This is a genomic window from Labilibaculum sp. DW002 (genome assembly GCF_029029525.1).
GTDB classification, from domain to species: Bacteria; Bacteroidota; Bacteroidia; order Bacteroidales; family Marinifilaceae; genus Paralabilibaculum; species Paralabilibaculum antarcticum.
This window is the reverse complement of the sequence record NZ_JAKJSC010000007.1, coordinates 53,534-77,083: the sequence shown is the minus strand read 5'-3', so window position 1 is coordinate 77,083 and position 23,550 is coordinate 53,534. Positions and strand designations below refer to the sequence as shown.

The following is a 23,550-nucleotide window of genomic DNA, read 5'->3' as shown; positions in this document are numbered from 1 at the left end:
GTTTTACTTTCCAACTTTCTCGCAAAACTCTCGCAAGATTCGTTCTGTTGACTCAATATCAAGGCATTCATCGGTTACCGAAACACCATATTTCAGTTCCGATTTGTCTTCTGGAATACTTTGCTTTCCAAAATTTAAATGACTCTCGATCATAAATCCGATAATCGATTTGTTGCCATTGCTAATTTGTTCCGCCAAGCTTTTCAATACAATTTCTTGTTTCGCTGCTTCTTTTCCACAATTGGCATGACTGCAATCAACCATTATTCCATGTTCTATTCCCTGCTTCGCTAACTTCTCTTCTACCTCTGCAACATGCTTTCTATCAAAATTAGGTTCTTTACCACCTCGAAGTATTACATGTGTATTTGGATTCCCTAAAGTGCGCACAACAGCGACCTTACCTTCAGGATTAATACTTACAAAATTATGTGGAGCTGCTACTGCTTGCATTGCATTTAAGGCAATATCGATATTACCATCGGTACCATTTTTAAAGCCAACTACCGATGACAATCCACTTGACATGTTACGATGACTTTGCGATTCAGTAGTACGAGCTCCAATAGCTGTCCAAGAAAACAAATCTTGTATGTACTGAGGTGTTACAATATCTAAGGCCTCTCCCGCTGCTGGCAAACCCAATTCAGCAATGTATACCAAAAGTTCACGAGCTTGTTTTAAACCATCTTGAATTTTGCAAGAGTTATCCATGTATGGATCATTAATCATTCCTTTCCAACCTACAGTTGTCCTTGGCTTTTCGAAATAGACACGCATAACAATAAACAAATCATCCTTTAATTCATCAGCTAATACTTTCAATTTCTGCGCATACTCTTTAGCCGACTTCACATCATGAATTGAACAAGGCCCAACCACTGCAAGTATTCGCTTGTCGCTACCATTTAATATGTTTTTTATTGTAGCCTGTCCATTATATACAGTTTCTATGTGCTTTTCAGAAAGGGGATATAAATCTTTTAATTGCGAAGGGGTTATAATCGACTGCTCCACACTCACATTTAAATTCTCTATTCTCGGGTCCATCATATTCTTTACTCTTAATTGATTTTGATCGTAAATTGTCTTACAGCTTGTGAAAATAAGCTTTATTTCTATGAATTCGAATTTTTAGGCAAGCCAATAATTATCCTTGTAGTAAAAAACTAACATGATAACTTAACTCTATCGAGAATCATTTTCCATACATTTTCGTCATAAAACATTGCAAATTCATTTCTTAATTTTGATAAAGAATAATCTAGCACAAAAAATATAAAATGAATGTTTTGCTTCCATCTTATTGTTTTGTAGATTAGTACATAATATTCACTAATGATTTAATTTTAGGTCAATGAATAAAATCAAACTATTAAGCCTAATCATTTTATATGCATCTCTACAATCGGTTTTTGCTAATAATGACAAACAATTACTAACAGGTCGAGTTGTTGATATTGAAAACAATGAACCAATTAAAAATGTAGAACTATTTATCTCTGGCGCTACAGTTGGAACAACTACAAATGAGAATGGAGAATTTTCTCTTAAAACTCCTTTTCTACCTTGTCATTTAGTAGTAATGCATGTTAGTTACAAATCTGTAGTTATACCTGTTACAAAATCTTGCACTTTCCCAATCAAACTAAGTAAAGTAAATCATGGCATTGATGAAGTTAGGGTAAAAGGAAAAGATATGAGAAAGAGAAATCTACGAATGTTTAATGAATATTTTCTCTGGAATACCACCAAACGACAAATTCAAATATTAAATGATTCAGTATTAAAGTTTAAGCGTGATGAACATGATTTTCACGCTTATTGCAATTCCCCTCTTATTGTAAGAAACAATCAATTAGGCTACAATGTGAAAATACTTATTCAAGACTTTCATGTATGTAAAAAAGAATTTAGATCAGGAAAGAAACTTGAATTAAACTCAAATGGACATGGTGTTTTTAAACTTAAAGCTTATCATTATTACACAAAAACTGGACAATTTAACTCTGAAACCCTTACAAAAATAGAAGATAATAGGCGCGAACATTATCATGGTTCGCTAAGACATTTCCTTACTTCTTTATATAATGGTAAATTAAAAGAAAATGGCTTTTCAATTAAAGTAAAGGAAGATTCAATTCGATATCCGTTCGTTTTAACATTGGCGCAAAAAGATTCCAAAAAATTTAAGTTTAACGCTGATAAAATATCAGTTGTATATTACGAAGACTTCGATGACATGCCAATTAATTTAAACTATGAATTTAATGGTTATCGTTATCATACATCACAATTCATTTCACTTGGTCAAGAATTTGAAGTTCGTTCTAATGGAACATCTCCACATTTAGTTTTTGAAGTAAAAGGAGCGATGGGAAACAATTCTCCTGCGAATACTTTACCAGACGATTATTGCCCTAAATAATTTCACATTCTTTATGAATTATTCACTTTTAAATGACATTTAAACCATTATAATAAAGTAATAAAAGCTTAAATTCGAGTCAAATTTAACCGACTCTAATCCATCCTACATGTTTTTTATAATTGGTATTTGTATTGCTTTTTTTCTTGAGTTCCTTTTATTGATAAAAAAGAACAAATCAAAAGCAGATAAAGTTTTAGCAATCTGGCTCTTGTTAATGGCTATACACCAAGCTCTATTTTATCATCACATCACAGGCAAAACCTTTGAGATTCCACATATGTTGGGCATTTTAATGCCTCTCCCAATTTTACATGGTGTTTTGCTTTATTTTTATGTCTTAGAAGCGACTGGAAAAAAAATCACCTCAAAAATTAGCTTGCCGCACCTAATACCGTTCTGCATACTAATTTTACTTCTAATTCCATTTTTCTCTCTTACAGGAGAAGAAAAAATCTACATATTTAGAAATGAAGGAATTGGTTATGAATGGTATTTATTAATTCATCAAGTATCGATGATTATTAGTGGAATTGCTTATACCGTTTGGACACTTCTTTTAATTAGAAAGCACCAAAAAAACATACAAACTACATTTTCAAATACCGATAAGAAAGAATTGCAATGGCTCCGTTACCTTTCTATCGGCTTAGGTTTGATATGGGTTGTCGCATTGTTTTTCGATGAGCAAATTATTTTCTCCTGTATAGTTGTCTTTGTGCTGTTTATCGGTTTTTTTGGAATCAATCAAATGAATATTTTCACCACTTCCCCTTCATCAAATTCAGATAATGAAAACAAAAATCCGATTGAAAAAGAGCAAAAGACAGAATTAAATTCACCAGAGAAAAAAAGATATGCTAAATCTGGTGTGAATAAAGAAATGGCAGAAGAAATCTATAGTAAACTAAACGAACTAATGCCAAATAAAAATCTTTACAAACAAGAGAATCTCACCTTAAGTGAATTGGCAAAACAACTAAACGTTCACCCCAATCACCTATCTCAAGTCATTAACGAAAAAGAAGAAAAGAACTTTTATAATTACATCAATTCGCTTCGAATTAAAGAATTTATTCGATTGGCTTCTCAACAAAAAAATGAAAAATTCACCTTAATGTCTTTGGCGCAAGACTGCGGATTCAACTCAAAGTCGACTTTCAACAAACATTTCAAGGCCTATACACAAAAAACACCATCAGAATTCTTTAGAGAACAAAAGACTGCAGTATAGTTAATTAACTAGGCTTGCCTATAAGCACGCACCTTAAATTTGTACGTACTTATAAGGAGAGTCTTTTCCAAATATTAATTTCCAGATGTTTGTCAAACTTTATTCAAAATGATTTATAAAAAGCTCAATTTGAAATTTGAAATTTGAAATTTGAACTTACCACTTTTCAAAAAATATCAGTTGTATTATAAGGCAAAAAGAGTAAACGATTTACAACAATTAAAAGATCAGGAAAAAGTAAAAAGAATAATTATGACGAAAAAATTAAAAACACGATACGTGTAAAAGGATTTACAATTGTCATACTATAAGTTTTACACAAAACCCACTATCTACCAAATAGTGATGATCAACAAAAGAAGACCAATAAAAACAAATTAAGTAGAAATTGGTAAATGATGTACAAGAAAATGAGAAAGATTATTACTAGCGTAGTTCTAGCACTAACACTATTTGTCTCTTCGGTTTATGCTCAAGAGAATTATACTGTTAGCGGAACCGTAAAAGATGTAAAAAATGGAGAAACCCTACTAGGAGCATCTGTTTATTTTAAAGGAACAAGTATTGGTGTAATGAGTAACGAATATGGATTTTACTCTCTAACAGTTCCAAAAGGAAATTACACACTTAGTGTATCGTATCTTGGATATCAAGAATCCTCAAAAGAAATCATACTTGAAAAAGATCAGAAGGTAGATTTTGAAATCAACGAAAGTACAACTCAATTGAGTGAAATTATTGTTACTGGCGAAGAAAGTGAAAAGGCAAACATTAGCTTACCCCAAATGAGTGTTTCTAAACTTAAGGCCAGTACAATAAAACAGATGCCGGTAGTTCTAGGCGAAACAGATGTACTAAAAGCAATACAAATACTTCCTGGCGTTACAAACAATGGAGAAGCTTCAGGTGGTTTTCATGTCCGTGGAGGTTCTGTAGATCAGAATTTGGTTTTGCTCGACGAAGCAATTATTTACAACTCCTCTCACCTACTGGGATTCTTTTCAGTTTTTAATGCTGATGCAATAAAAGACGTGAAATTATACAAGGGAGGCATTCCAGCTCGCTTTGGTGGAAGAGTATCATCGGTATTGGACATTCGCCAGAAAGATGGTAACAGTAAAAACTTTAGCATGACAGGTGGAATTGGGCTCATCTCGAGTCGACTGGCTGTCGAAGGTCCAATGTTCAATAAAAAGGGCTCTTTTCTTATGGCTGGAAGAAGCTCGTATGCACATCTTTTCTTAAAGCTTGCAGACAATGACAACAGCGCCTCTTTTTATGATTTAAACCTAAAAAGTCATTACGAAATCAACAAAAAGAACAAAATTTTCCTTTCGGGATATTTCGGACGAGACAATTTTAGCATTAATGGTGCATTCGAAAGCAATTATGGTAATTTATCGGGAAACTTGAGATGGAACCACATCTTTAACGACAAGTTATTCTCAAACTTATCCTTAATTTACAGCAAATACGACTATGAATTGGTATTGGATTTTATGGATTTCGATTGGATTTCAGAAATTCACAATTACAATTTAAAATATGATTTTAAGTATTATGCGAGTAGCAAACTAAAATTAGATTTTGGACTGAGTACAATTGGCTATAAATTCAATCCGGGAGAAATTAGCCCAACTTCCGAGACCTCATCCATCAACTACTTGCAGTTGGAACAAAAGAGAGCTTTAGAAAGTGCTTTGTACATAAATGCCGAACACAAATTAAGCGACAAACTTAGTCTTCAATACGGAGTGAGATACAGCAATTTCATGCGATTTGGCGGCCAATCCATGACCAATTATGCAAATAACCTACCTGTTGTTTACAACTCAACATTGGGCATTTACGAAAGAGGAACTGAAATTAGCGAAACAGAATATAAGAAAAACGACCGCATAGCTGATTTTAATAACTTAGAACCACGCTTGGCCCTATCCTACCAAATGAATGAATCCTCATCGGTAAAAGCTGCTTATACAAGAGCTGCACAGTACATCCATTTGCTTTCGAATACCACATCGGTTACGCCATTAGATGTTTGGACTCCAAGTGGCCAGTACATTAAACCACAGCTTTCCGATCAATATTCTCTTGGTTATTTTAAAGACTTTAAAAACAGTATTTATTCTTTAGAATTGGAAGCTTACTATAAAACCACCGACAATCGCATCGATTACATTGATGGATCGGATTTGATCGGAACAGAGCAAATTGAAGCAGAAATTCTAAATGGAGAAGCAAGAGCTTATGGTTTGGAGCTAATGTTACGTAAAAATGAAGGCCGTTTTACAGGTTGGTTGGCATACACTCTTTCAAGAGCGGAACAAAAAACACCTGGTGGTAAAGCTGGCGGATTAGGGATCAACAATGGTGAGTGGTACAAATCTTCTCACGATCGCACGCACGACATTTCTTTAACAGGATCTTACAAACTAAATGAAAAATGGACGGTGAGTTCAAATCTGGTTTTTCAGACAGGGCGACCTGTTACCTATCCTAATGGTCAATATCAATACGAAGGATTATCGATCGCAAGTTACTCCGACCGAAATGCAGATCGTTTACCATCCTATCATCGCTTAGATGTAGCGGTAAGTTACAAGCCGAACAGGAAGCCAAACAACAGATTAAAAGGCGAATGGGTCTTTGGAATATACAATTTGTATAACCGACAAAATGCCGCAGCAATTTCATTCGGTCAAAACTTAGAATCAGGTGCAAACGAAGCTACTCGAACAGCTATTTTCGGAATTGTACCATCAGTTACTTACAACTTTAAATTTTAAGATCATGCACAAATATTCTATCTATATATTTATCGGAATCGCATTACTATTCGCTGCTTGCACCGAAGTAATCGACGTCGACGTGCCCGTTGCCGAAGCAAGATTAGTTGTTGAGGCATCTATCGATTGGGAAAAAGGAACCAATGGCAATACACAAATTATTAAACTAAGTTCTTCTACACCTTATTTCGCCGAAAACAAAAGCAATGGTGTTAGCAATGCAAGCGTAAGTGTTACCGACAATAACAGCAATCAGGAATTCACTTTCGTGGATCAGCAAAACGGAGAATACCTTTGTACAGATTTTATTCCTTTACTAAATCACAGCTATACGCTAAATATTGAACACAATGGAGAAAACTATACAGCAGTTGAAACCCTCATGTCTGTGACCGAAATAGATCGCATTGAACAGTCAACTGAAGATGGCTTTGACGATGAGGTAATTGAACTAAACATGTACGTTCCAGATCCAGCCGATGAGGAAAACTATTACCTAATTAAATTTCAGGAAGAAGGCGATTTATTGCCCGAACTTTTTGATGTTGATGATGAGTTTGTGGATGGTAACGAAATGAAGTTCTTCATCGAAAAATTAGATGATGAGGACACTGGCGAAGAAGAATTCGAAACAGGAGATGTGGTCCATATTAATCTTTATGGAATTTCAGAAGCCTACTACAATTACATTCGCATTTTGATTGAACAAACCCAAGCTGGAGATATATTCAGCACTATTCCCGTAGCAATAAAAGGGAATTGCATTAACGAAGCTAATCCCGACAATTACGCCTTCGGATATTTTAGATTAACTCAAGTTGATAAAGTGACTTATACCGTAGAGTAAATAACTCAGCAGAACAGTAAACAAAAAGGAAAGCTCTTGTATGAGTTTTCCTTTTTTGTTTATAGATCTTTCCCTACTCTTTCTTTTCTGGTCTAGGCAAAACTTCTTCGGGGAATGGGAAAAGAATAGTAGAGTTCTTTTCTGCCGCTATATTGGCTAATGTTTGATAAAGTCTCAACTTAATGGCCGATGGAGATTCATCAATCAGTTTACCAGCTTTCAAAAGATTCTCTGCAGCTTCCTGCTCAGCAAGAGCGAGAATAACTCGGGCTCTTCTAGAACGTTCGGCTTCAGCTTGATTGGCCATCATGCGTCTCATGTTCTCAGGTAGTTGAATGTCCTTAATCTTCACATCGATAATAACGATACCCCATTCCTGAGTTTCTTTTTCAACAATATGTTTGATGTTTTTACCCATCTCTTCGCGCTTCGATAATATGGTGTCCAACTCCACCTTACCACAAACATCTCTCAAGGCAGCCTGAGCCAGTTGCATAATCGCAAACTTGTATTCTTCAACTTCCAGTACGGCTTTTTCAGGATCTTCAATCTTAAAAAAGACAACGCCGTCTATGCTACAAGGAACATTATCTTCTGTCATCACTTCCTGAGAATCGATATTAATAGTAATCACACGAATATCAACAATCTGAATAGTCTCTACCAAAGGAATAACCCATCTAAATCCAGGTTTAAGTGTTGAAATATATTTTCCAAATCGGAATTTTAGTGCACGTTTGTATTCAAAAATAATTCGTATTCCGCTAAGAAGGAACATCAAAAAAGCTAAACTAAAAATTAAAAGGAAATTCATGGTATGCATTTTTTAGAAGTGAAATCATCTTTCAAAAGCTCAGCATTGAGATTTTGACGAATAAGAATGCAATTGTATTCTATGAATAAGAGGCTTAGTTCAATTTACGAAAAGTATGAATTCCAATCAATAATATCGATGCACTTAAAATGACATCATAAGCAAAGTTGAAAAATACCTGAAATATCAATTTTACAAGATTCCACTAAACAATAAGCACCAAAACACCACCATTTTCTCCCAAGCATAATTTATAGTGCTCGTCACAAATAATATTCTTAAATTAAGTATGATTTAAAAAATAGTGCTCATTGATGAACAAAAGGGATTTTACCATTTTATTTTTGCTCTATCCCTTCTATGCACACATTTTTTTTTATGTAACTAACTCCTTATACATTATGAAAAAATTAAGTTTAGTTGTCGTACTCTTCTCTTTCTTATTTGTGGCATGTGCCGATAAAAAGCCTAAAGCCGATAAAGTAGAAGTAAAGACAGAAATGGAAGCTCAAGAAGTTGAGACAAACGTTGTTGATTCACTTGCAACCGAATTGGAAAAAACCAAAGAAGAACTTGAAAAAGCAAGCAAAGAGGTTGATCAATTGTTAGAGGAATTATAATCAAAAAAAACAGCTATGAAAAAAATAATGATAAGTTTGTTATCCCTGTGCATCATGCTCTGCACTACACAAACCCTATTAGCCCAGAAAGGCCTGGATAAAAAGGGAAAACAAAAAATTGAAAATGCGCAAAAAGCTCAAAAGGATTCGATCCAAAAGCAACTAAAAGGCAAAAAGGATAAGCTAAAAGAAAGAGGTAAAATGCACCAAGACAGCATGAAAGCCCACAAAAAAAGACATGAGGAAAAATACAAAGATGCCAAGGATTCAATGGAATCCAAAAAAGCAGAAATGATGGAGAAAAGAGATTCCATGAAATCTGACATGAAAGCAAAAGGGCATGCTTATGGAAAAGACAAAGAGCTAAAAGGCAAAGAATTTGGGCAAAAAAGAGCCGAACAAGCAAAAATGTACCGCGAAAAGCGCCGTAAAGAATTAGACGAAACGGTTAGCAGGTCGGATGATAAAATAAAAGCGGCAAAAGAAAAAATAAAGAACGCAAGGGAAAGATTAGAAAAAGAAAAGAAAGAAGGCAAAACAACTGATGCGCTTTATCAAGAAAAATTAGAAAGAATTAAAAAAGCAGAAAAAGGCGTAAAAGCTTTCGAAGAAAAAGTAGAAAAAGCCATATTAAAAGAAGAAGATGTAGAATAATAAAAAAGAATTGATACTAATAAAACCTCTATTAAAGTGTTATTACATCTTAATAGAGGTTTTTTCTTTCTAATAAAATCTGCGTATATCAACCTCCTTGTCTAATGGATAGCTCTTAAACAATAAGAACTGAACCATTTCCCTTGCAAAATAAGGTGCCAACATCACTCCTTTAGTGCCCAATCCATTAAATATAGCAATACCACTATGTTGTGGATGTACACCCAACACAGGACGACGATCACTAATCGTTGGTCGAACACCTGCCCAATGATTATGAACTGTATAAGGAATGTCAATTATTTTATCCAAACGAGATAACAAATCGGTTTTAGCCTCTGCAGTCACCTCTTCGTTTTGATCTTTCCAATCGTAAGTAGCACCAACTTTAAAGCGATGGTTCCCAACTGGCAACACAAATAAATTTTTATTGATGATGTTATTTTCGGGTAAGCCCTCACATTCAATCTCTAACAACTCGCCTTTTGTTGGCTTAAAAGCAATGTTCTTAAAGTATGGGTTTTTAGCTGCATGATATCCTTCACAAAAAACAATCGTTCGGGCTGTAATTCCTTGCCAGGTTATATTTCCATTGATAAAACCCAAATCTTTGTATTCAAAATTTGATTCAATCAACAAGCCTTTATCCTTAAAAAAATCTCTTAATTTGCTCAGTAGTCTTGCCAAATTAACGTGTCCCGACTTGGTCACCTTACCAAATACGCTGAAATTTTTCAGACCACTAAATAAGCCTCTCTCATTCTTTTCTTCCATATACTCCGAAAAATCACCATCGAAAATACGTTTCTCCCACATCTTACCTTCATCTTCGACAAGCGGCTTAATAATATCCATTGGGAAAAGAAACTGCTCCCCTAATTCCTCTTCCAGCTTTTGGTACGAGTTTGTCATTACCGGCAAAATCTGATCAACCATCCAACTCTTGGTAAGTCGCTTAAATACCATAGGATTGTACATTCCTGCAGCTACATCAGAAGCTTTTTTGATCTCAGGATTTGAGATTATCGTGAAATTCATTCCAGCCTTGTACATCTCGTACGCAAGCAAAGAACCCGCTATTCCTTGTCCAACAATCAGAAATTGTTTTTCCATAAAGTGTGATTATAAATTGTGCAAATTCACCTATTAAAGATGAATTAGTCTTAATTACGCCACAAGTAACTTGTGGTTACTTGTTTGAACGTAAAAAACCATTACTTTTGCAATGTTTATTAATTCTAAATTAGAATAGCAAAAATGCAACTTCGTAATAAATATAGCAAGGAAGAGCTAATAAAACAGTTAGAAAGTGAAGATTTTCAAAGAAAAACTTTTTCTTTCTACAGATATGTGAATTTCGACGAGCCAAACACCTATCGCGACGAATTGTTCGAGAAGTGGTTTCAGTTGAATTGCAAAGGTCGAATATACATTGCCAAAGAAGGAATTAATGCACAAATGAGCATTCCAGAACACAATACAGATGCCTTTTTTACCGACTTAAACAATCGCAAAGAACTGGCCAACATGCCAATAAAATGGGCCATAGAAGATGATGGAAAATCCTTTTTCAAACTGATCATTAAGGTAAGACCAAAGATTGTTGCAGATGGCTTAGACGACAATACCTTTGATACCACCAAGGTAGGTAATCACCTTTCTCCTATTGAGTTTCACAATGAAATTGGTAAAGAAGATACCATTGTTATTGATATGCGCAATCATTACGAAAGTGAAGTTGGCCATTTCGAAAATGCCATTTGCCCAGATGTAGATACTTTTCGTGAAGAAATTGAAATGGTAGTGAATGATTTTGGTGAAGACAAAGACAAAAAATTCCTATTGTATTGTACTGGTGGTATTCGTTGTGAAAAAGCCAGTGCCTATTTAAAGCATCATGGTTTCGAAGATGTGAACCAATTGCATGGTGGCATTATTGCTTATGCTCAGGAAATAAAACAATTGGGTATCGAATCTAAATTTCGTGGTAAAAACTTCGTTTTCGACGAACGCCTTGGCGAAAGCATCAACAACGAAATCATTTCCAAATGTCACCAATGTGGTAAAGCTTGCGATACGCATACCAATTGCGCTAACGATGATTGCCACTTGCTATTTATTCAGTGCGATGAGTGCAAAGAACATTACCAAGGCTGTTGCACCGATGAATGCACCGATATTATTCAATTACCAATGGAAGAAAGAGTACTTTTGCGATCGAAATTTCACGACAAATACAGCAAAAGCCAGATTTACCGACAAAGAATTAGGCCAAAGCTTTTAAAAAAATGAATAATTATTAATGATGAATTATAAATCACCCCTATCTTAAAAGATACTAATAGATCATTAATAACAACTGAAAAAAAGAGCACCCCTTTCCCTAAAAAAGAGAAGATTAAATTGAGAATACATTTTTCCTTTTCGAAGAGATCTGCGAAAGCTTTCGGGAGTGTAAGTACAAAGTGGTGTTAATACAAAATCACTGACAGCTCCGAACACTGTTCTCTGAATACTGATAACTGATAACTGATAACTGATAAAGAATGAATTTTTGGCACAACATAAAAGGCCCGAACTTTTCGCTGGCTCCAATGGAAGATGTAACCGATACCTCTTTCCGAGAAATCGTATTGAAAACAATGCAAGATGGCAAGCTGAACCTCCTGTTTTCCGAATTTACTTCGGTTGAAGGAATGACGCACCCAGTTGGTCACGAAAAGGTGAAGCACCGCTTGAGAATAAATGATTCCGAAAAAGAACTGCTGAAACAAAAAAATGTGAAGCTGATTGCCCAGATATGGGGTAAAGATCCGGAGAAATATTACAAAACTGCCCAATACATTGCCCAGGAAACCGATTTTGATGGTATCGATATCAACATGGGATGCCCGGTGAAAAATGTGGTAAAGAACGGTTGCTGCTCTGCCCTAATCGCACAGCCCGAATTGGCCAAAGAAATTATACTGGCAACCAAAGAAGCGACCAATTTACCACTAAGCGTAAAAACCCGCATTGGTTTTAAAGAGGTGGTTACCGAATCGTGGATTTCACACCTGTTGGGAATGCCCATTGATGCTTTAACCATTCACGGTCGCATACAAAAGCAAATGTCTGATGGATTGGCTGATTGGAATGAGATTGCCAAAGGAGCACAACTAAGAAACGAATTAGCACCTCAAATCAAAATTATTGGCAACGGCGATGTAGAAAGCTATGCCGATGGATTGCAAAAAATTGCGCAACATGGTTTGGATGGCGTAATGATCGGACGAGGCATTTTCAAGAACCCTTGGTTTTTCAATCCCGATAAGGAAACTATTAGCACAGAAGAAAAGCTAGCTCTTTTAAAGGAGCACACTCGCGTATTTGAGGCCACTTGGGGAAGAGATAAGAATTTTGCGATTCTGCGAAGGTTTTTCAAAATCTACACGAACGAATTTAAAGGTGCATCGGCACTTCGAAATGAATTAATGAGTACGAGTAATGCAGAAGAAGTATATCAGGCGCTTGAACAATTTTCAGTGAACAGTGAACAGTAAACAATTACAAAATCTGTCTATTAAAAATGTTCTCCCCTGCTCAGGGGAGATATCGACAGATAGAGGGGTGTATTGAAAAATCAATAACATTCTACCGCCGAGTACACCGAGTTACACAGAGATCCTTTTTCCTTCGCGCTACTTTGCGAAAAACTTTGTGTCCTTTGTGGTTAAATAAAACAGTAGCCAGTAAACAATTACAAAATCAGGAAACGATTAGTAATAGGTTTTTATGTAACATCATCATATGCCATATCATCAAGCTTTAATTAAAAAATAAAGAATGATTTTTAATTACTATTTAATATAGATTATGAATTATTGTTTTGGTACATTTAGCATTCCGAAAAAAATAAATTTGAAATCATAATAAATATTCCTTATTGATTATTTTTTCGAAATTATAATCAAACTGTAAACAAACATACTAAAGCATGAAAATTAACAAACTCTTTTTAGGATTAGCAATTATTATTGCCATGATTTCTTGTTCAGATGGTGACTCTGAGATTGAAGAAAATGTACAACCTAGTAATGAATTTGAAGAAATATTGGCGAAATACAATTTATTTAACACAAATGTAAAATACGAATCGGTTCAAATAGGAAGTGATACCAATACAATTTATTTTAATGGGCGCATAAAAGACAAGCTTATCATTAAGGGATTTAGTAGAACAAATAAGACAAGTATTTTTTCAAACGACGAATTTACATTAGACACAATTGTAAATATAAATGAAGGCTATGGTGAAAGCTCAATCTATAATATCACCGATTTTTCTATCCGAAAAATTCATGAATTTGAGAATGATTATGCATTTCTCCTTTGGGGATGGGGATACACTGCACCAGGGGAGAAACTAGGTATATCGTGTGATTTATATTTTATTTCGGATCAAGCCAACAAAAGAATAAAGAGTTTTACTCAGCCAAAAACAGATTATTTCTTTAGTAAAATCATTCCTTGGTTTGAGAATAGCTTTTTAGTTTTATCCAATTCCGATTTTAACCATCAGCATAAATGGAATTGTTATACGATGGATGGACTTGAGCAATTTGAAGTAAATAAATTTGCTGACAGTGGTTATTATACTTCCATTAATATTCAGGAAAGTATTCGATTTGAAAATAAATTCATCCGTAGAAATCTTAAAAATGATGAAATAATTTGGGAAAGTGAAAATCCACTTGCTGACTTACCAGAAGATACCAGAATAGACGACGCAAAATTTAATCAGACAGAAGATGGATATATAAATTGCAAAATAAATTATACTAAAAAAGATGGAGTTAAAGGCGAACGAACTTACAAAGTAGAAATCGCTTCAGGAGATTTCACCTTACAATAATCACTGGATATACTAGTAAAATAATCACAAAAAGGGCAGTACTTAAATTAAGTACTGCCCTTTTTATCAGCATCATAATCGAAGGTTTGAGTGTTTTGTTTAAATATCAATAGAAGTACATTTGATCTAGATTAACATCTCACTCCACCCCTCCTCTTTAATGAGTGGGAAGATAAGCAAGCCGTGTTCTTTTCTGCTATTTTTGTTTTAACTTGAAAAATCAGACATAAATTTGCTACTTTCATATGCCAACCATTAGAGGAGCATTTGTTTGGGATGCCTTTACTGCTAAAACATTTTTTATGGAATTCGTATTTATTGTAGGAGCTGTACAAGCCTTCTTTTTAACATTTTTGGTCATCAACAAAAAGAATAAATCAAGGGGTGATTATGTCCTAATGATGTTGATGATCTTGATGGGGTTTATTCTTCTTGGATACTCCCTAGAGGTTATGGGCATCGATACTGATTATCCTTTTTTCCTTGGCTTATACACTGCCATTGGCATACTCATCGGCCCTCTGGTTTATTTATACATACTGAGCTACACCAATAGCTCACAAAAATTTAATCCACTTCATCTTCTTCATGCCCTTCCCTATCTCTTTTTTACGGCTGCAGTTTTTCTGCAATTTACTGTAAACAGCGAAGGTTCCATTATTGAAGACAAGAATATCATTGAAGATTCTCAAAAGCCAATATTCTTTATCATGGGTTTGTTTAGAGTTTTTTGGGGAATGATTTATATGATTGCAGGCCTTTTTGTTCTGAAAAAACATTCCTTACAAATCGGCAAGTATTTCTCGTATACTGAAAACATTGACCTAAAATGGTTGAAATATATTGTGATAATGATGACTGTGATTTGGAGCACAGTTATTATCATTAATATCCTGTCAAATTTTAATCAGTTTATTGACTTCCGCTTAGGCGACAACATTATTCATCTTGTAGTTACAATTACTGTTTTTCTGCATGGCTATTATGGCATCAAACAACAAATTATTTTTTCGCCAGCTACTGTAAGTAGGCAAGCCCCAGACCAATTCAAAAACAGCACAGAGTCGAAGGAGGAAAAAAAACAATACCTAAAATCAGGCTTATCGAAAGAAGATTCGCTAAGTCACTTGCATCGATTACAGAATTACATGAAGACAGAACAACCTTATTCCAATGGAAAGTTATCGCTAAAAGAGGTCGCCGATTACCTGGATATTTCTCCCAATCACTTGTCTCAGGTGATCAATGAAAACCTCAACAAAAACTTCTTCGATTTTGTAAATGCTTATCGTATCGAATTGGTCAAAGAAAAAATGCTGGATGCTTCCAATAAGAACATGACTTTGTTGGGTATCGCTTATGATAGCGGTTTTAATTCAAAAAGTAGCTTCAACAGTAGCTTTAAAAAAGCAACTGGGCTTACCCCATCACAATACCTTAAAAATCAATCCTCCTAGCTTAAAACACCGAAGTGCAGATTCATAGGGACAGGTCCAATATCCTACGGATGAGTTCACATTTATAGGGAAGGTCGCGTAAGAAATAATTATCCGATAGGTTTGTACTATAAATTATTACAAACTAAAAATTGGCAGTTATGCACAGCAACAAACGACTATATTATTTAGACTGGCTAAGAGTATTTGCATTCGGATTGTTATTTCTATTTCACTCTTGGAGACCCTTTGATCATTTCCCTTGGCACATTAAAAACGAAGAACAAATTGCCTTCTTTGATATGCTCACCATGTTTACCCACGGATGGCGAATGTTTCTAATATTCCTTGTTTCGGGAGCTGGCACATGGCTTGCAATGAGATCTCGTAAAGGAAAATTTGTTATTGATCGAATTAAGCGATTGATCGTACCTTTTCTTTTTGGAATCTTACTTATTATTCCCCCTCAACGATTCTACGAATGGATCATGTTTCGAGATTTTCAAGGAGCCTATTTCGATTTCTTATTGCTCTACCCTGCCCAACAGCTTGGTAGTAATATGGGTGCAAGTGTACTTCTTTGGTTCGGGCATTTAGGCACACACTTGTGGTATTTACCTTTTCTGTTTGTAATGACACTAATCTCGCTTCCCATTTTCAAGAAGATTCAAAAAGGACAGATTAACTTTACAGGTCTCAAGAAAATCATGTCGAACAATTTTGGTGTATTTATACTTGTGCTTCCCATGATTGTTTGCAGACTTATTCTAAAACCAGTATTTCAAGAATATACCGACTGGGCAGACTTTTTTGTCTACATATGGCCATTTATTTATGGATTCATTTTTATGGCAGACAAAGAATTTCTTGATATCATTAAAAGCAAAATGGTACTCTTCCTTAATGTTGGTATTCTTAGCTCGGCTCTGTTTATTTATCTTGGTTCAACTGGCGAACAATTTGTTCAGGCCTACTTAAACCCTAGCTATTCATGGCTTCATGTTACAACTAGCATAAATGCGATGATCATTGCGATCAGTTGGATAATGTTTTTCCTAGCTCTGTTTGCAAGAAAAATGAATTTCAATCACTCGGTACTAATTCCTGCTAACATTAGCATTCTGCCTATCTATGTTCTTCACCAAACACTAATTATCGTATTTGGATATTACATCGTAGGATTGGAAATAAGTCCGTACACTAAGTTTTTAATGATCGCTTTGACTGCCATTCCTGCTTCGGTAATTTTGTATCAACTAATAAAGACAAATAACTTTACTCGATTTCTGTTTGGACTAAAACCAAAAGCCAAAGTAAAAAAGCAAAGAGCCAGTGAAAAACTAGTACCAGCTATTGTACAAAATCAAATAAAACAGACTAAATAGCATACATCCTGCAATACTGCTTCATAAAATTCAGGAATAACAAATGATCTGTAAGGCTTTCAAAAATCAATAGGATTCAAATACTCACTATTAAAACCCATAGGCCAAGCTCTCTGCTTGGTCTATTTTCATCTTCTCTATTACACACCATAAAACGATTTTGCAAGCAATTTCTGACTGCCCTTTATTGGGCGAAAAATATACTTTTTAATAATGATAAACGAAATAAACATCAGATCGTTTATTTATAAGTTAGCAACTATTAGAGTTAAACAAACTATCTCAATAATTGAATAATATTTGCTTTGTAAGTTTTCCCAATAGGTATAATATGTTCAGAAATAAAAATTTGATTCCCTTCAATACTATTGATGTGTTTTTTTGAAACTGCAAACGATTTGTGGACTTGAAAAAAATCTAAATCGTTAAATAATTCAAATGCATCTGAAAATTTTTCTCTAATAGTGATCACTTCATCAATGGTAGTCACTTTTGTGTAATTTCCTGCAGCTTCAATATATTGAATATTGTCAATAGTTACTTGAACATACTTTTTACTACTTCTAAGAAAAATACTATCAGAAACTGACTCTTTTTTTTCTAAAGTGGTATGTGTTGAGTTACTAGTAGAACTCACGGTTTTATTAATCGCTTTTAAAAAACGTTCAAAAGAAAATGGTTTTAATAAATAATCAGAAATATTAAGCTCATAACCTTCAACCGCATATTCTTTATACGCAGTTGTTACGATTACTTTTGGAGTTAAAGCTAATGTTTTTAAAAATTCAAAGCCTTTTAGTTTGGGCATATTTAAATCCAAAAAAATTAAATCAACGGTATTTTCATTCAAATATTCGATAGCTTCTAAGGCATTATAGCAATTCTTCATTAACTGCATATTTGGCAATAAATCACAATAGCCTTTTACAATCTCATGGGCTATATATTCGTCATCAATAATCAAATATTTAATCATAACTGCAATATTAGTTGTGCTTTGTATACGTTTCCTCTTTTTGTAAGACTTAAGATATGTTTTTTAGGATACACCAATTCCAATCTCCTTTTTAAATTTTCCAAGCCAATTCCATGTTCTCCTTTTGTTTGTAAAACATCGAAATTATTTTCTATTTCAAAAACCACCTCATTGTTATTTGCCTTCATGCTAAGATGAACATAAGCACCTTCATGTAAATTCTCTATTCCGTGTTTAAATGCATTTTCTAAAAGAATAATAAAAAGCAATGGCATTACTTTGTATTCTCCTTCCATTTGAACCTCCAACTGCACATCAATTTCTTTGTGATAACGCATTTTATGTAGTTCAATATAATTCTTTATATAATCAACCTCTTCATTTAGGCTTACTAAATCTCGTTCTCCTTCGTAAATACTGTAACGCATCATGTCTGAGAGCTTTAATATCAGTTTTTGTGCTTTTTGGGGATCAGTTCCAACCAAACCATATAAGTTGTTTAAGGTATTAAAAAAGAAATGTGGGTTCACTTGACTTTTTAAATGCAGCAATTCTGATTTTGTCCTTTCATTTTTAACTCTCACTAATGAAATGATTTGTTTTGTAAACCAAGAAGCTCCGAGGATCATTAAAAATAAATAGTACAATAGAACAAGTACAACAATTGAAGTTGGAAACCCTTCTAAAAATACAACTGATTCTTTTTCTGTGGTGATTAATTCAAAAGCAGTTATTAGTATTGGAATGAGTGCCGTTACAATAGCAATTGCAACAATCGGAATCCATTTTTTTCTATTTAAATTGTATATCATTTAGTGAAAATAAGTTGATAAAACTTCACATCAAAAAAAGTTGACAAACAACCGACTAAGAGTGTTCAAATTAGTTAAAAGTGGAACAAAATCACTTTAAACACAGAAACATTTTTTGTGTCCCACGTCTGTATCTGTTTATCCCAATTATTTTAATTGCCAAAAGTTTGAAATTAGATTTACTCAAAACAAATTTTAAACTCAAATTAAAATGAAGAAAAGAATATTTAGATATCTAAAACATCAGTTTGTAAGCCTATTCGTCTTAGGAGCAGTACTTGTTCCTTTTGGATTATATCACGGAGCAAGTTTACATTATTCAGATCATCCTTTACTATATAACATCGATAATGATGGCCCTTACGTTTTCTATAAAAATGACAGCGTTATCAATGTTAATTATATAAAAGGAACTAAAACGGAAGGTTTTTATGTGAATTCAAAAGAGTATTCTATTGCATCTAATATTACAAGCACTAGTTATTTCCAAATTGATTCTTCAAGTTTCAATTTCAAAATTAACTCAGATATCAAGGTTCCAAAAGCAAGCTATAATGACGGAAATCCCATACTTGCAATTTCAGATATTGAAGGTGGCTATAAAACTTTTAGAGATTTTCTAATTCAAAATCAAGTCATTGATAACAAGCTCAATTGGATCTTTGAAAAAGGACATTTGGTATTGGTTGGCGACTTTGTAGATCGTGGTTGGTCTGTAACACAAGTACTTTGGTTTATTTATAAACTGGAACAAGATGCAGAAAAACATGGCGGCATTGTCCATTTTATTATAGGAAATCACGAATTGAAAAACATGCAAGGGAATTTTGATTCAGCTGCTGATAAATACTTAGCTGTATCAAGAATTTTAGAGAAAACCCAATCTGAATTGTATGATAAAAAGTCATTTATCGGAAAATGGTTATCAAGTAAAAACTCAATAGAAAAGATAAACGGGAACCTTTTTGCACATGGAGGGATCCATCCAGATGTAGCTAATTCCAATGTTAGTTTAGATGAAATAAATCAATTGGTAAGAAGTAATTATTATAGAGCGTATTATCCAAAAGTGAAAAAAACGATGGCAGAATTATTGATTTCAAATAAAAAAGGAATTTGTTGGTATCGTGGTTATTTTAAAGATGATTTAACACAAAAACAAGTAGATGCTGGACTTAATAAATTTAATGCAAAGTCAATTGTAGTAGGACATACCTTACAATCAAAAGTGAACAGACAATACAATGGAAAAGTAATTGGTATAGATGTTAAGCACCCAAAAGACTACCAAAAATATTGGCCAAAAGGAAAATCTGAAGGTTTACTCATTAAAAACGATAAATATTATCGTGTGTTTGCAGATGGAGATAAACAAGAAATCTAAAAATGAGTTCGGTACTATTTCTTAAATCATTAATAAAATCAACAGAAATGAAAACTAAATTATACAATTATTTAAACAAACCCTATGCAGTGGTTTTAGTAATGCTCATTGCTCCAATATTTGGGTTTATTGATCGAAACTTTGTCTTTTTCTTTGGTCTTGGAGTTACCTTCCTAATTTTAAAAGAAAGCAAATTTGATTGGGCAAGGTTCGGAATAGGGCAAAAACTTACTGGGAAAACTGTATTAAAGAGTTTACTAATAACACTGCCCCTTTTTCTTGTATTTATGACTCTTATAGATCCTTTTCTTCAAAACTGGCTCGGTGACTATGATTTATCATCTGTGGAAGATATCAAAGGGAATTTAGTGGGATATATTATTTTAATGGTCATTATGTGGGTATTTGCAGCATTTGGAGAAGAATTCTTATTTCGTGGCTATTATATGAAAGCATTAGCGGAGTTATTAGGAAATAACAATAAGGCTTGGTTGCTCTCTGCAATTATTACGTCACTCTACTTTGGGATATCTCACATCTATCAGGGACTTTCAGGAGTAGTGTCAGTGTTTTTATGGTCTTTCACTATTTCCTTACTCTTTAATAAAAACAGAAATAATTTACTGCTATTAGTTTTGATTCATGGGTTGTATGATTCAATAGGAATAACGCTGATATTTTTAGACACCGATTTTGGAATTTCTGAATGGGTACAGCAATTGTTTTAATTAGATCTTGATTTCTATAAAAAGATGTTGGCTCATTTAAAAACCCACAGGCCAAGCTCCTCGCTTGGCCTATTTTCATCATACTCATTAAATACCGAAATCCGACTTTGCTTACACTAGCAGACTTCTTCCATTGATATTTTCAAGTTGATTCGCTACGCAAGTATTACATCAGCTAACAACATCTTTTTTTATTGCTGATTTGCTTCTTTGTTGATTAATTTGCGCATAGCTTATTACAAATCTTGATTTACAATAAACACCTATTACAGCGATACATAGAGCGGCAACTCCCTTTTTAAATAAAAAAAACCAAGTCAGTATTTTACATAGAAAATTGGTTGTTTTTAAACCAAACATCTTAACATATTATGATGGTGAAAAATTATTATATTTGGTGATAAATGAAAAAAACAGGCAGTAATACAACCTGACATTTTCCCATTTCAATTAATAGATCGTTCGTCATGAAAAAATTTAATATTCACTCCATATCTCTAAGTATAGCATTGCTATTATTTATTATCAGCATCGTTTTAATTAGTATCGGAAACATAGAACATGCAGGAATGCCCATGTTGGCCTTATTTTGTTTTCTTGCTGTAGGCTGTAAAGGTTACGAAAGCTTAAATGGTTATGTATTTACTGCTTTGCTGTTTGCAGGTATTGTATTGGCTTTTTATTACCCACAATACTTTATAGAAGTGAAGGGATATAAATTAACAAACCTTATTGTACCACTCATTCAAATAATCATGTTTGGAATGGGAATATCTATGAGTGTAAAAGATTTTGCCACTGTTATTAAATCTCCAAAAGCTGTATTCGTAGGTGTATCTGCCCAATTAGGCGTTATGCCGATTATCGGTTTTTTACTGGCCAAAACGAGTGGTTTTACCCCAGAAATTGCTGCTGGAATCGTATTAATAGGTGCTTCGCCAAGTGGAGTTGCCTCAAATGTAATAGCCTATTTAGCAAGAGCTAACGTAGCTTTATCCATAACGATTACCTCCATAGCAACCTTAATTTCTCCTTTTGTAACACCATTGCTAATGGATTTATTGGCCGGAGAATTTATTGAGATTGATGTATTAAGCATGATGTGGACCATTGTTAAAATGATTATTTTACCAATTGGTGCTGGCTTACTTTTCAACCAGTTACTTGGCAGTAAAACGAAATTATTAAATAAAGTAATGCCTGTTGTTTCTATGGTAGGTATAGGGGTAATAATAGCCATTATCGTTTCGAAAGGTAGAGATAACCTTTTAGATATTGGCGGTTTTTTATTACTGCTTGTTTTTATTCATAATCTATCAGGTTATACGCTTGGTTACTGGTATGCTCGCTTGTTAAAATTAAGTGAAAGAGATGCTCGTACCATAGCGATTGAAGTAGGCATGCAAAATGGCGGCTTAGCTTCTGGCATTGCCAATTCTCTTGGTAAAATTGCCACCATGGGTTTAGCTCCTGCTGTATTTGGGCCACTTATGAACATTACCGGTTCTATTTTAGCCTCTTATTGGCATAAAAAAACACCTGAAGAAAGCATTCAAACCAAAAAGAGCAAGCCTTCAGAATTATTGATTACCAACAAAGAGAATTAAAAAACAACTAAGTTGCGGTTTCCATTGCGCAACTTGACACATATAAACTCTTTAAAACCCAACAGCCCAAGCCTCCAACTTGGGCTTTTTTCTACTAAATCCTGACAGAGTCGAAGACCTGTAAGCGTTTTAGCAATTGCTTTCAGTATTTAATCTTTTGTTAATAAATTATTGTTTCGTAGATTCAGGAACGAAATATAATAGGTGTTGATTACTGCCCGGTATGGGGTGATAAATACTCTTTATTATTAATTATAAACGCCATTGTATTTATAAGTTAGCAAACATATCAAATTGATAAATACTAAATATCAAGACAAGTGATTGAAAATTTAAGAATCCGTAGAATTATTAGTATGCTATTAGATCATTTTATAATGTGCATGATAATTGTACCTCCATTGATAACAATTGCAATAATTGGAGAAGGCAAGACAGAAAGTTTAGTAAGTCCATATGGGGAGTATATATTCTTTTCATTCATCTTTATTTATCTAAATAAGGATTTTTTCCAAGGAAAGAGCATAGCAAAAAGAATACTAGGATATCAAATAGTTGACCGAAAAAGATGTGTTTCCGCAAATGAGTTTCAATGCTTTGTTCGGAACCTGACTATTTGTATCGCTTGGCCTTTAGAAGTAATAATTAGTTTATTTAGCCCACAAAGAAGAATAGGAGATTTCTTTGCAAATACCATGGTTATTCAGACTGAAAAACAAAAATTTAAATTAATTATTAAAGATATAAAATCTACAAGGTTGAAGCTGAATTTTATTGGAATTATACTTATCGCAATAGTTTATTTTTATAGTCTTAACCTGTTTTTTTTATAAAAACACGCTAACAACACCCAAATTTTAATGGTCGTTAAAAAGCTCCTAATAGTTATCATGAATCTAGATATTTGGTAAGACTTATAGTGTGTAATTCTAAAAGAAAAAT

Annotated in this window: 20 protein-coding genes; 15 read left to right on the top strand and 5 right to left on the bottom strand. The window is 33.9% G+C overall.

Features of this window, described 5'->3' with window-relative positions:
• Positions 1-3: 3 nt before the first annotated feature.
• Positions 4-1,053: a 3-deoxy-7-phosphoheptulonate synthase gene (locus tag L3049_RS18645; RefSeq protein WP_275111341.1), complete on the bottom strand. Its 1,050-nt coding sequence runs from the start codon at positions 1,051-1,053 to the stop codon at positions 4-6.
• Positions 1,054-1,357: 304 nt separating this feature from the next.
• Between L3049_RS18645 and L3049_RS18640 the strand changes: the two genes are divergently transcribed.
• The 4 genes from L3049_RS18640 to L3049_RS18625 all read left to right on the top strand — a co-directional run bounded on the left by L3049_RS18640 (position 1,358) and on the right by L3049_RS18625 (position 7,298).
• The gene (locus L3049_RS18640; RefSeq protein ID WP_275111340.1) at positions 1,358-2,428 is read left to right on the top strand and encodes a carboxypeptidase-like regulatory domain-containing protein; all 1,071 of its coding nucleotides are present in this window, start codon (positions 1,358-1,360) and stop codon (positions 2,426-2,428) included.
• A 109-nt stretch (positions 2,429-2,537) separates the two neighbouring features.
• A complete protein-coding gene (locus L3049_RS18635) occupies positions 2,538-3,662 on the top strand; it encodes a helix-turn-helix domain-containing protein (RefSeq protein WP_275111339.1) in 1,125 nt (374 codons plus the stop codon).
• A 410-nt stretch (positions 3,663-4,072) separates the two neighbouring features.
• Positions 4,073-6,451, top strand: a complete 2,379-nt coding sequence (locus L3049_RS18630; protein ID WP_275111338.1) for a TonB-dependent receptor — start codon at positions 4,073-4,075, stop codon at positions 6,449-6,451.
• Between the two features lie 4 nt (positions 6,452-6,455).
• Positions 6,456-7,298 (top strand): DUF4249 domain-containing protein, encoded by an 843-nt coding sequence (locus L3049_RS18625; RefSeq protein WP_275111337.1) that lies wholly within the window; start codon positions 6,456-6,458, stop codon positions 7,296-7,298.
• Between the two features lie 73 nt (positions 7,299-7,371).
• On the opposite strand, the gene L3049_RS18620 is transcribed toward L3049_RS18625, so the two are convergent.
• Complete coding sequence (locus L3049_RS18620) at positions 7,372-8,112, bottom strand: slipin family protein (RefSeq protein WP_275111336.1); 741 nt, start codon at positions 8,110-8,112, stop codon at positions 7,372-7,374.
• 401 nt (positions 8,113-8,513) lie between these two features.
• On the opposite strand from L3049_RS18620, the gene L3049_RS18615 reads away from it, so the two are divergent.
• Entirely contained in the window at positions 8,514-8,732 is a 219-nt protein-coding gene (locus L3049_RS18615; protein ID WP_275111335.1) for a hypothetical protein, read from the top strand.
• A 15-nt stretch (positions 8,733-8,747) separates the two neighbouring features.
• The gene (locus tag L3049_RS18610) at positions 8,748-9,386 is read left to right on the top strand and encodes a hypothetical protein (protein ID WP_275111334.1); all 639 of its coding nucleotides are present in this window, start codon (positions 8,748-8,750) and stop codon (positions 9,384-9,386) included.
• A gap of 69 nt (positions 9,387-9,455) precedes the next feature.
• Here L3049_RS18610 and L3049_RS18605 read toward each other — a convergent pair whose 3' ends face one another.
• The gene (locus L3049_RS18605; protein ID WP_275111333.1) at positions 9,456-10,499 is read right to left on the bottom strand and encodes an NAD(P)/FAD-dependent oxidoreductase; all 1,044 of its coding nucleotides are present in this window, start codon (positions 10,497-10,499) and stop codon (positions 9,456-9,458) included.
• A gap of 144 nt (positions 10,500-10,643) precedes the next feature.
• Between L3049_RS18605 and trhO the strand changes: the two genes are divergently transcribed.
• The 5 genes from trhO to L3049_RS18580 all read left to right on the top strand — a co-directional run bounded on the left by trhO (position 10,644) and on the right by L3049_RS18580 (position 17,101).
• Positions 10,644-11,678, top strand: a complete 1,035-nt coding sequence (gene trhO, locus L3049_RS18600) for an oxygen-dependent tRNA uridine(34) hydroxylase TrhO (protein ID WP_275111332.1) — start codon at positions 10,644-10,646, stop codon at positions 11,676-11,678.
• Positions 11,679-11,932: 254 nt separating this feature from the next.
• Complete coding sequence (locus tag L3049_RS18595) at positions 11,933-12,928, top strand: tRNA dihydrouridine synthase (protein WP_275111331.1); 996 nt, start codon at positions 11,933-11,935, stop codon at positions 12,926-12,928.
• A 434-nt stretch (positions 12,929-13,362) separates the two neighbouring features.
• Entirely contained in the window at positions 13,363-14,280 is a 918-nt protein-coding gene (locus L3049_RS18590; RefSeq protein ID WP_275111330.1) for a hypothetical protein, read from the top strand.
• 245 nt (positions 14,281-14,525) lie between these two features.
• On the top strand, positions 14,526-15,737 hold the full coding sequence (locus L3049_RS18585) for a helix-turn-helix domain-containing protein (protein WP_275111329.1): 1,212 nt from the start codon (positions 14,526-14,528) through the stop codon (positions 15,735-15,737).
• A 140-nt stretch (positions 15,738-15,877) separates the two neighbouring features.
• Complete coding sequence (locus L3049_RS18580; protein ID WP_275111328.1) at positions 15,878-17,101, top strand: acyltransferase family protein; 1,224 nt, start codon at positions 15,878-15,880, stop codon at positions 17,099-17,101.
• Positions 17,102-17,378: 277 nt separating this feature from the next.
• Here L3049_RS18580 and L3049_RS18575 read toward each other — a convergent pair whose 3' ends face one another.
• Both L3049_RS18575 and L3049_RS18570 read right to left on the bottom strand, forming a co-directional pair.
• Positions 17,379-18,077, bottom strand: a complete 699-nt coding sequence (locus L3049_RS18575; protein ID WP_275111327.1) for a LytR/AlgR family response regulator transcription factor — start codon at positions 18,075-18,077, stop codon at positions 17,379-17,381.
• On the bottom strand, positions 18,074-18,889 hold the full coding sequence (locus tag L3049_RS18570) for a sensor histidine kinase (RefSeq protein ID WP_275111326.1): 816 nt from the start codon (positions 18,887-18,889) through the stop codon (positions 18,074-18,076). Before L3049_RS18570 ends, L3049_RS18575 begins: the two co-directional genes overlap by 4 nt.
• 211 nt (positions 18,890-19,100) lie before the next feature.
• On the opposite strand from L3049_RS18570, the gene L3049_RS18565 reads away from it, so the two are divergent.
• From L3049_RS18565 to L3049_RS18550, 4 genes are all read left to right on the top strand, one after another.
• The gene (locus L3049_RS18565) at positions 19,101-20,273 is read left to right on the top strand and encodes a metallophosphoesterase (RefSeq protein ID WP_275111325.1); all 1,173 of its coding nucleotides are present in this window, start codon (positions 19,101-19,103) and stop codon (positions 20,271-20,273) included.
• 47 nt (positions 20,274-20,320) lie between these two features.
• Complete coding sequence (locus tag L3049_RS18560) at positions 20,321-21,001, top strand: CPBP family intramembrane glutamic endopeptidase (protein ID WP_275111324.1); 681 nt, start codon at positions 20,321-20,323, stop codon at positions 20,999-21,001.
• 467 nt (positions 21,002-21,468) lie between these two features.
• On the top strand, positions 21,469-22,608 hold the full coding sequence (locus L3049_RS18555; RefSeq protein WP_275111323.1) for a bile acid:sodium symporter family protein: 1,140 nt from the start codon (positions 21,469-21,471) through the stop codon (positions 22,606-22,608).
• A 320-nt stretch (positions 22,609-22,928) separates the two neighbouring features.
• On the top strand, positions 22,929-23,441 hold the full coding sequence (locus L3049_RS18550; RefSeq protein WP_275111322.1) for an RDD family protein: 513 nt from the start codon (positions 22,929-22,931) through the stop codon (positions 23,439-23,441).
• Positions 23,442-23,550: the final 109 nt, after the last annotated feature.

What these genes read in the sequence shown, in the direction of transcription:
- L3049_RS18630 (WP_275111338.1), top strand. Translation starts at nt 4,073, where the DNA reads ATGAGAAAGATTATTACTAGCGTAGTTCTAGCACTAACACTATTTGTC.
- L3049_RS18605 (WP_275111333.1), bottom strand. Translation starts at nt 10,499, where the DNA reads ATGGAAAAACAATTTCTGATTGTTGGACAAGGAATAGCGGGTTCTTTG.
- L3049_RS18640 (WP_275111340.1), top strand. Translation starts at nt 1,358, where the DNA reads ATGAATAAAATCAAACTATTAAGCCTAATCATTTTATATGCATCTCTA.
- L3049_RS18585 (WP_275111329.1), top strand. Translation starts at nt 14,526, where the DNA reads ATGCCAACCATTAGAGGAGCATTTGTTTGGGATGCCTTTACTGCTAAA.
- L3049_RS18560 (WP_275111324.1), top strand. Translation starts at nt 20,321, where the DNA reads ATGAAAACTAAATTATACAATTATTTAAACAAACCCTATGCAGTGGTT.
- L3049_RS18610 (WP_275111334.1), top strand. Translation starts at nt 8,748, where the DNA reads ATGAAAAAAATAATGATAAGTTTGTTATCCCTGTGCATCATGCTCTGC.
- L3049_RS18555 (WP_275111323.1), top strand. Translation starts at nt 21,469, where the DNA reads ATGAAAAAATTTAATATTCACTCCATATCTCTAAGTATAGCATTGCTA.
- L3049_RS18595 (WP_275111331.1), top strand. Translation starts at nt 11,933, where the DNA reads ATGAATTTTTGGCACAACATAAAAGGCCCGAACTTTTCGCTGGCTCCA.
- L3049_RS18565 (WP_275111325.1), top strand. Translation starts at nt 19,101, where the DNA reads ATGAAGAAAAGAATATTTAGATATCTAAAACATCAGTTTGTAAGCCTA.
- L3049_RS18615 (WP_275111335.1), top strand. Translation starts at nt 8,514, where the DNA reads ATGAAAAAATTAAGTTTAGTTGTCGTACTCTTCTCTTTCTTATTTGTG.
- L3049_RS18625 (WP_275111337.1), top strand. Translation starts at nt 6,456, where the DNA reads ATGCACAAATATTCTATCTATATATTTATCGGAATCGCATTACTATTC.
- L3049_RS18575 (WP_275111327.1), bottom strand. Translation starts at nt 18,077, where the DNA reads ATGATTAAATATTTGATTATTGATGACGAATATATAGCCCATGAGATT.
- L3049_RS18570 (WP_275111326.1), bottom strand. Translation starts at nt 18,889, where the DNA reads ATGATATACAATTTAAATAGAAAAAAATGGATTCCGATTGTTGCAATT.
- L3049_RS18645 (WP_275111341.1), bottom strand. Translation starts at nt 1,053, where the DNA reads ATGATGGACCCGAGAATAGAGAATTTAAATGTGAGTGTGGAGCAGTCG.
- L3049_RS18620 (WP_275111336.1), bottom strand. Translation starts at nt 8,112, where the DNA reads ATGAATTTCCTTTTAATTTTTAGTTTAGCTTTTTTGATGTTCCTTCTT.
- L3049_RS18580 (WP_275111328.1), top strand. Translation starts at nt 15,878, where the DNA reads ATGCACAGCAACAAACGACTATATTATTTAGACTGGCTAAGAGTATTT.
- L3049_RS18590 (WP_275111330.1), top strand. Translation starts at nt 13,363, where the DNA reads ATGAAAATTAACAAACTCTTTTTAGGATTAGCAATTATTATTGCCATG.
- trhO (WP_275111332.1), top strand. Translation starts at nt 10,644, where the DNA reads ATGCAACTTCGTAATAAATATAGCAAGGAAGAGCTAATAAAACAGTTA.
- L3049_RS18635 (WP_275111339.1), top strand. Translation starts at nt 2,538, where the DNA reads ATGTTTTTTATAATTGGTATTTGTATTGCTTTTTTTCTTGAGTTCCTT.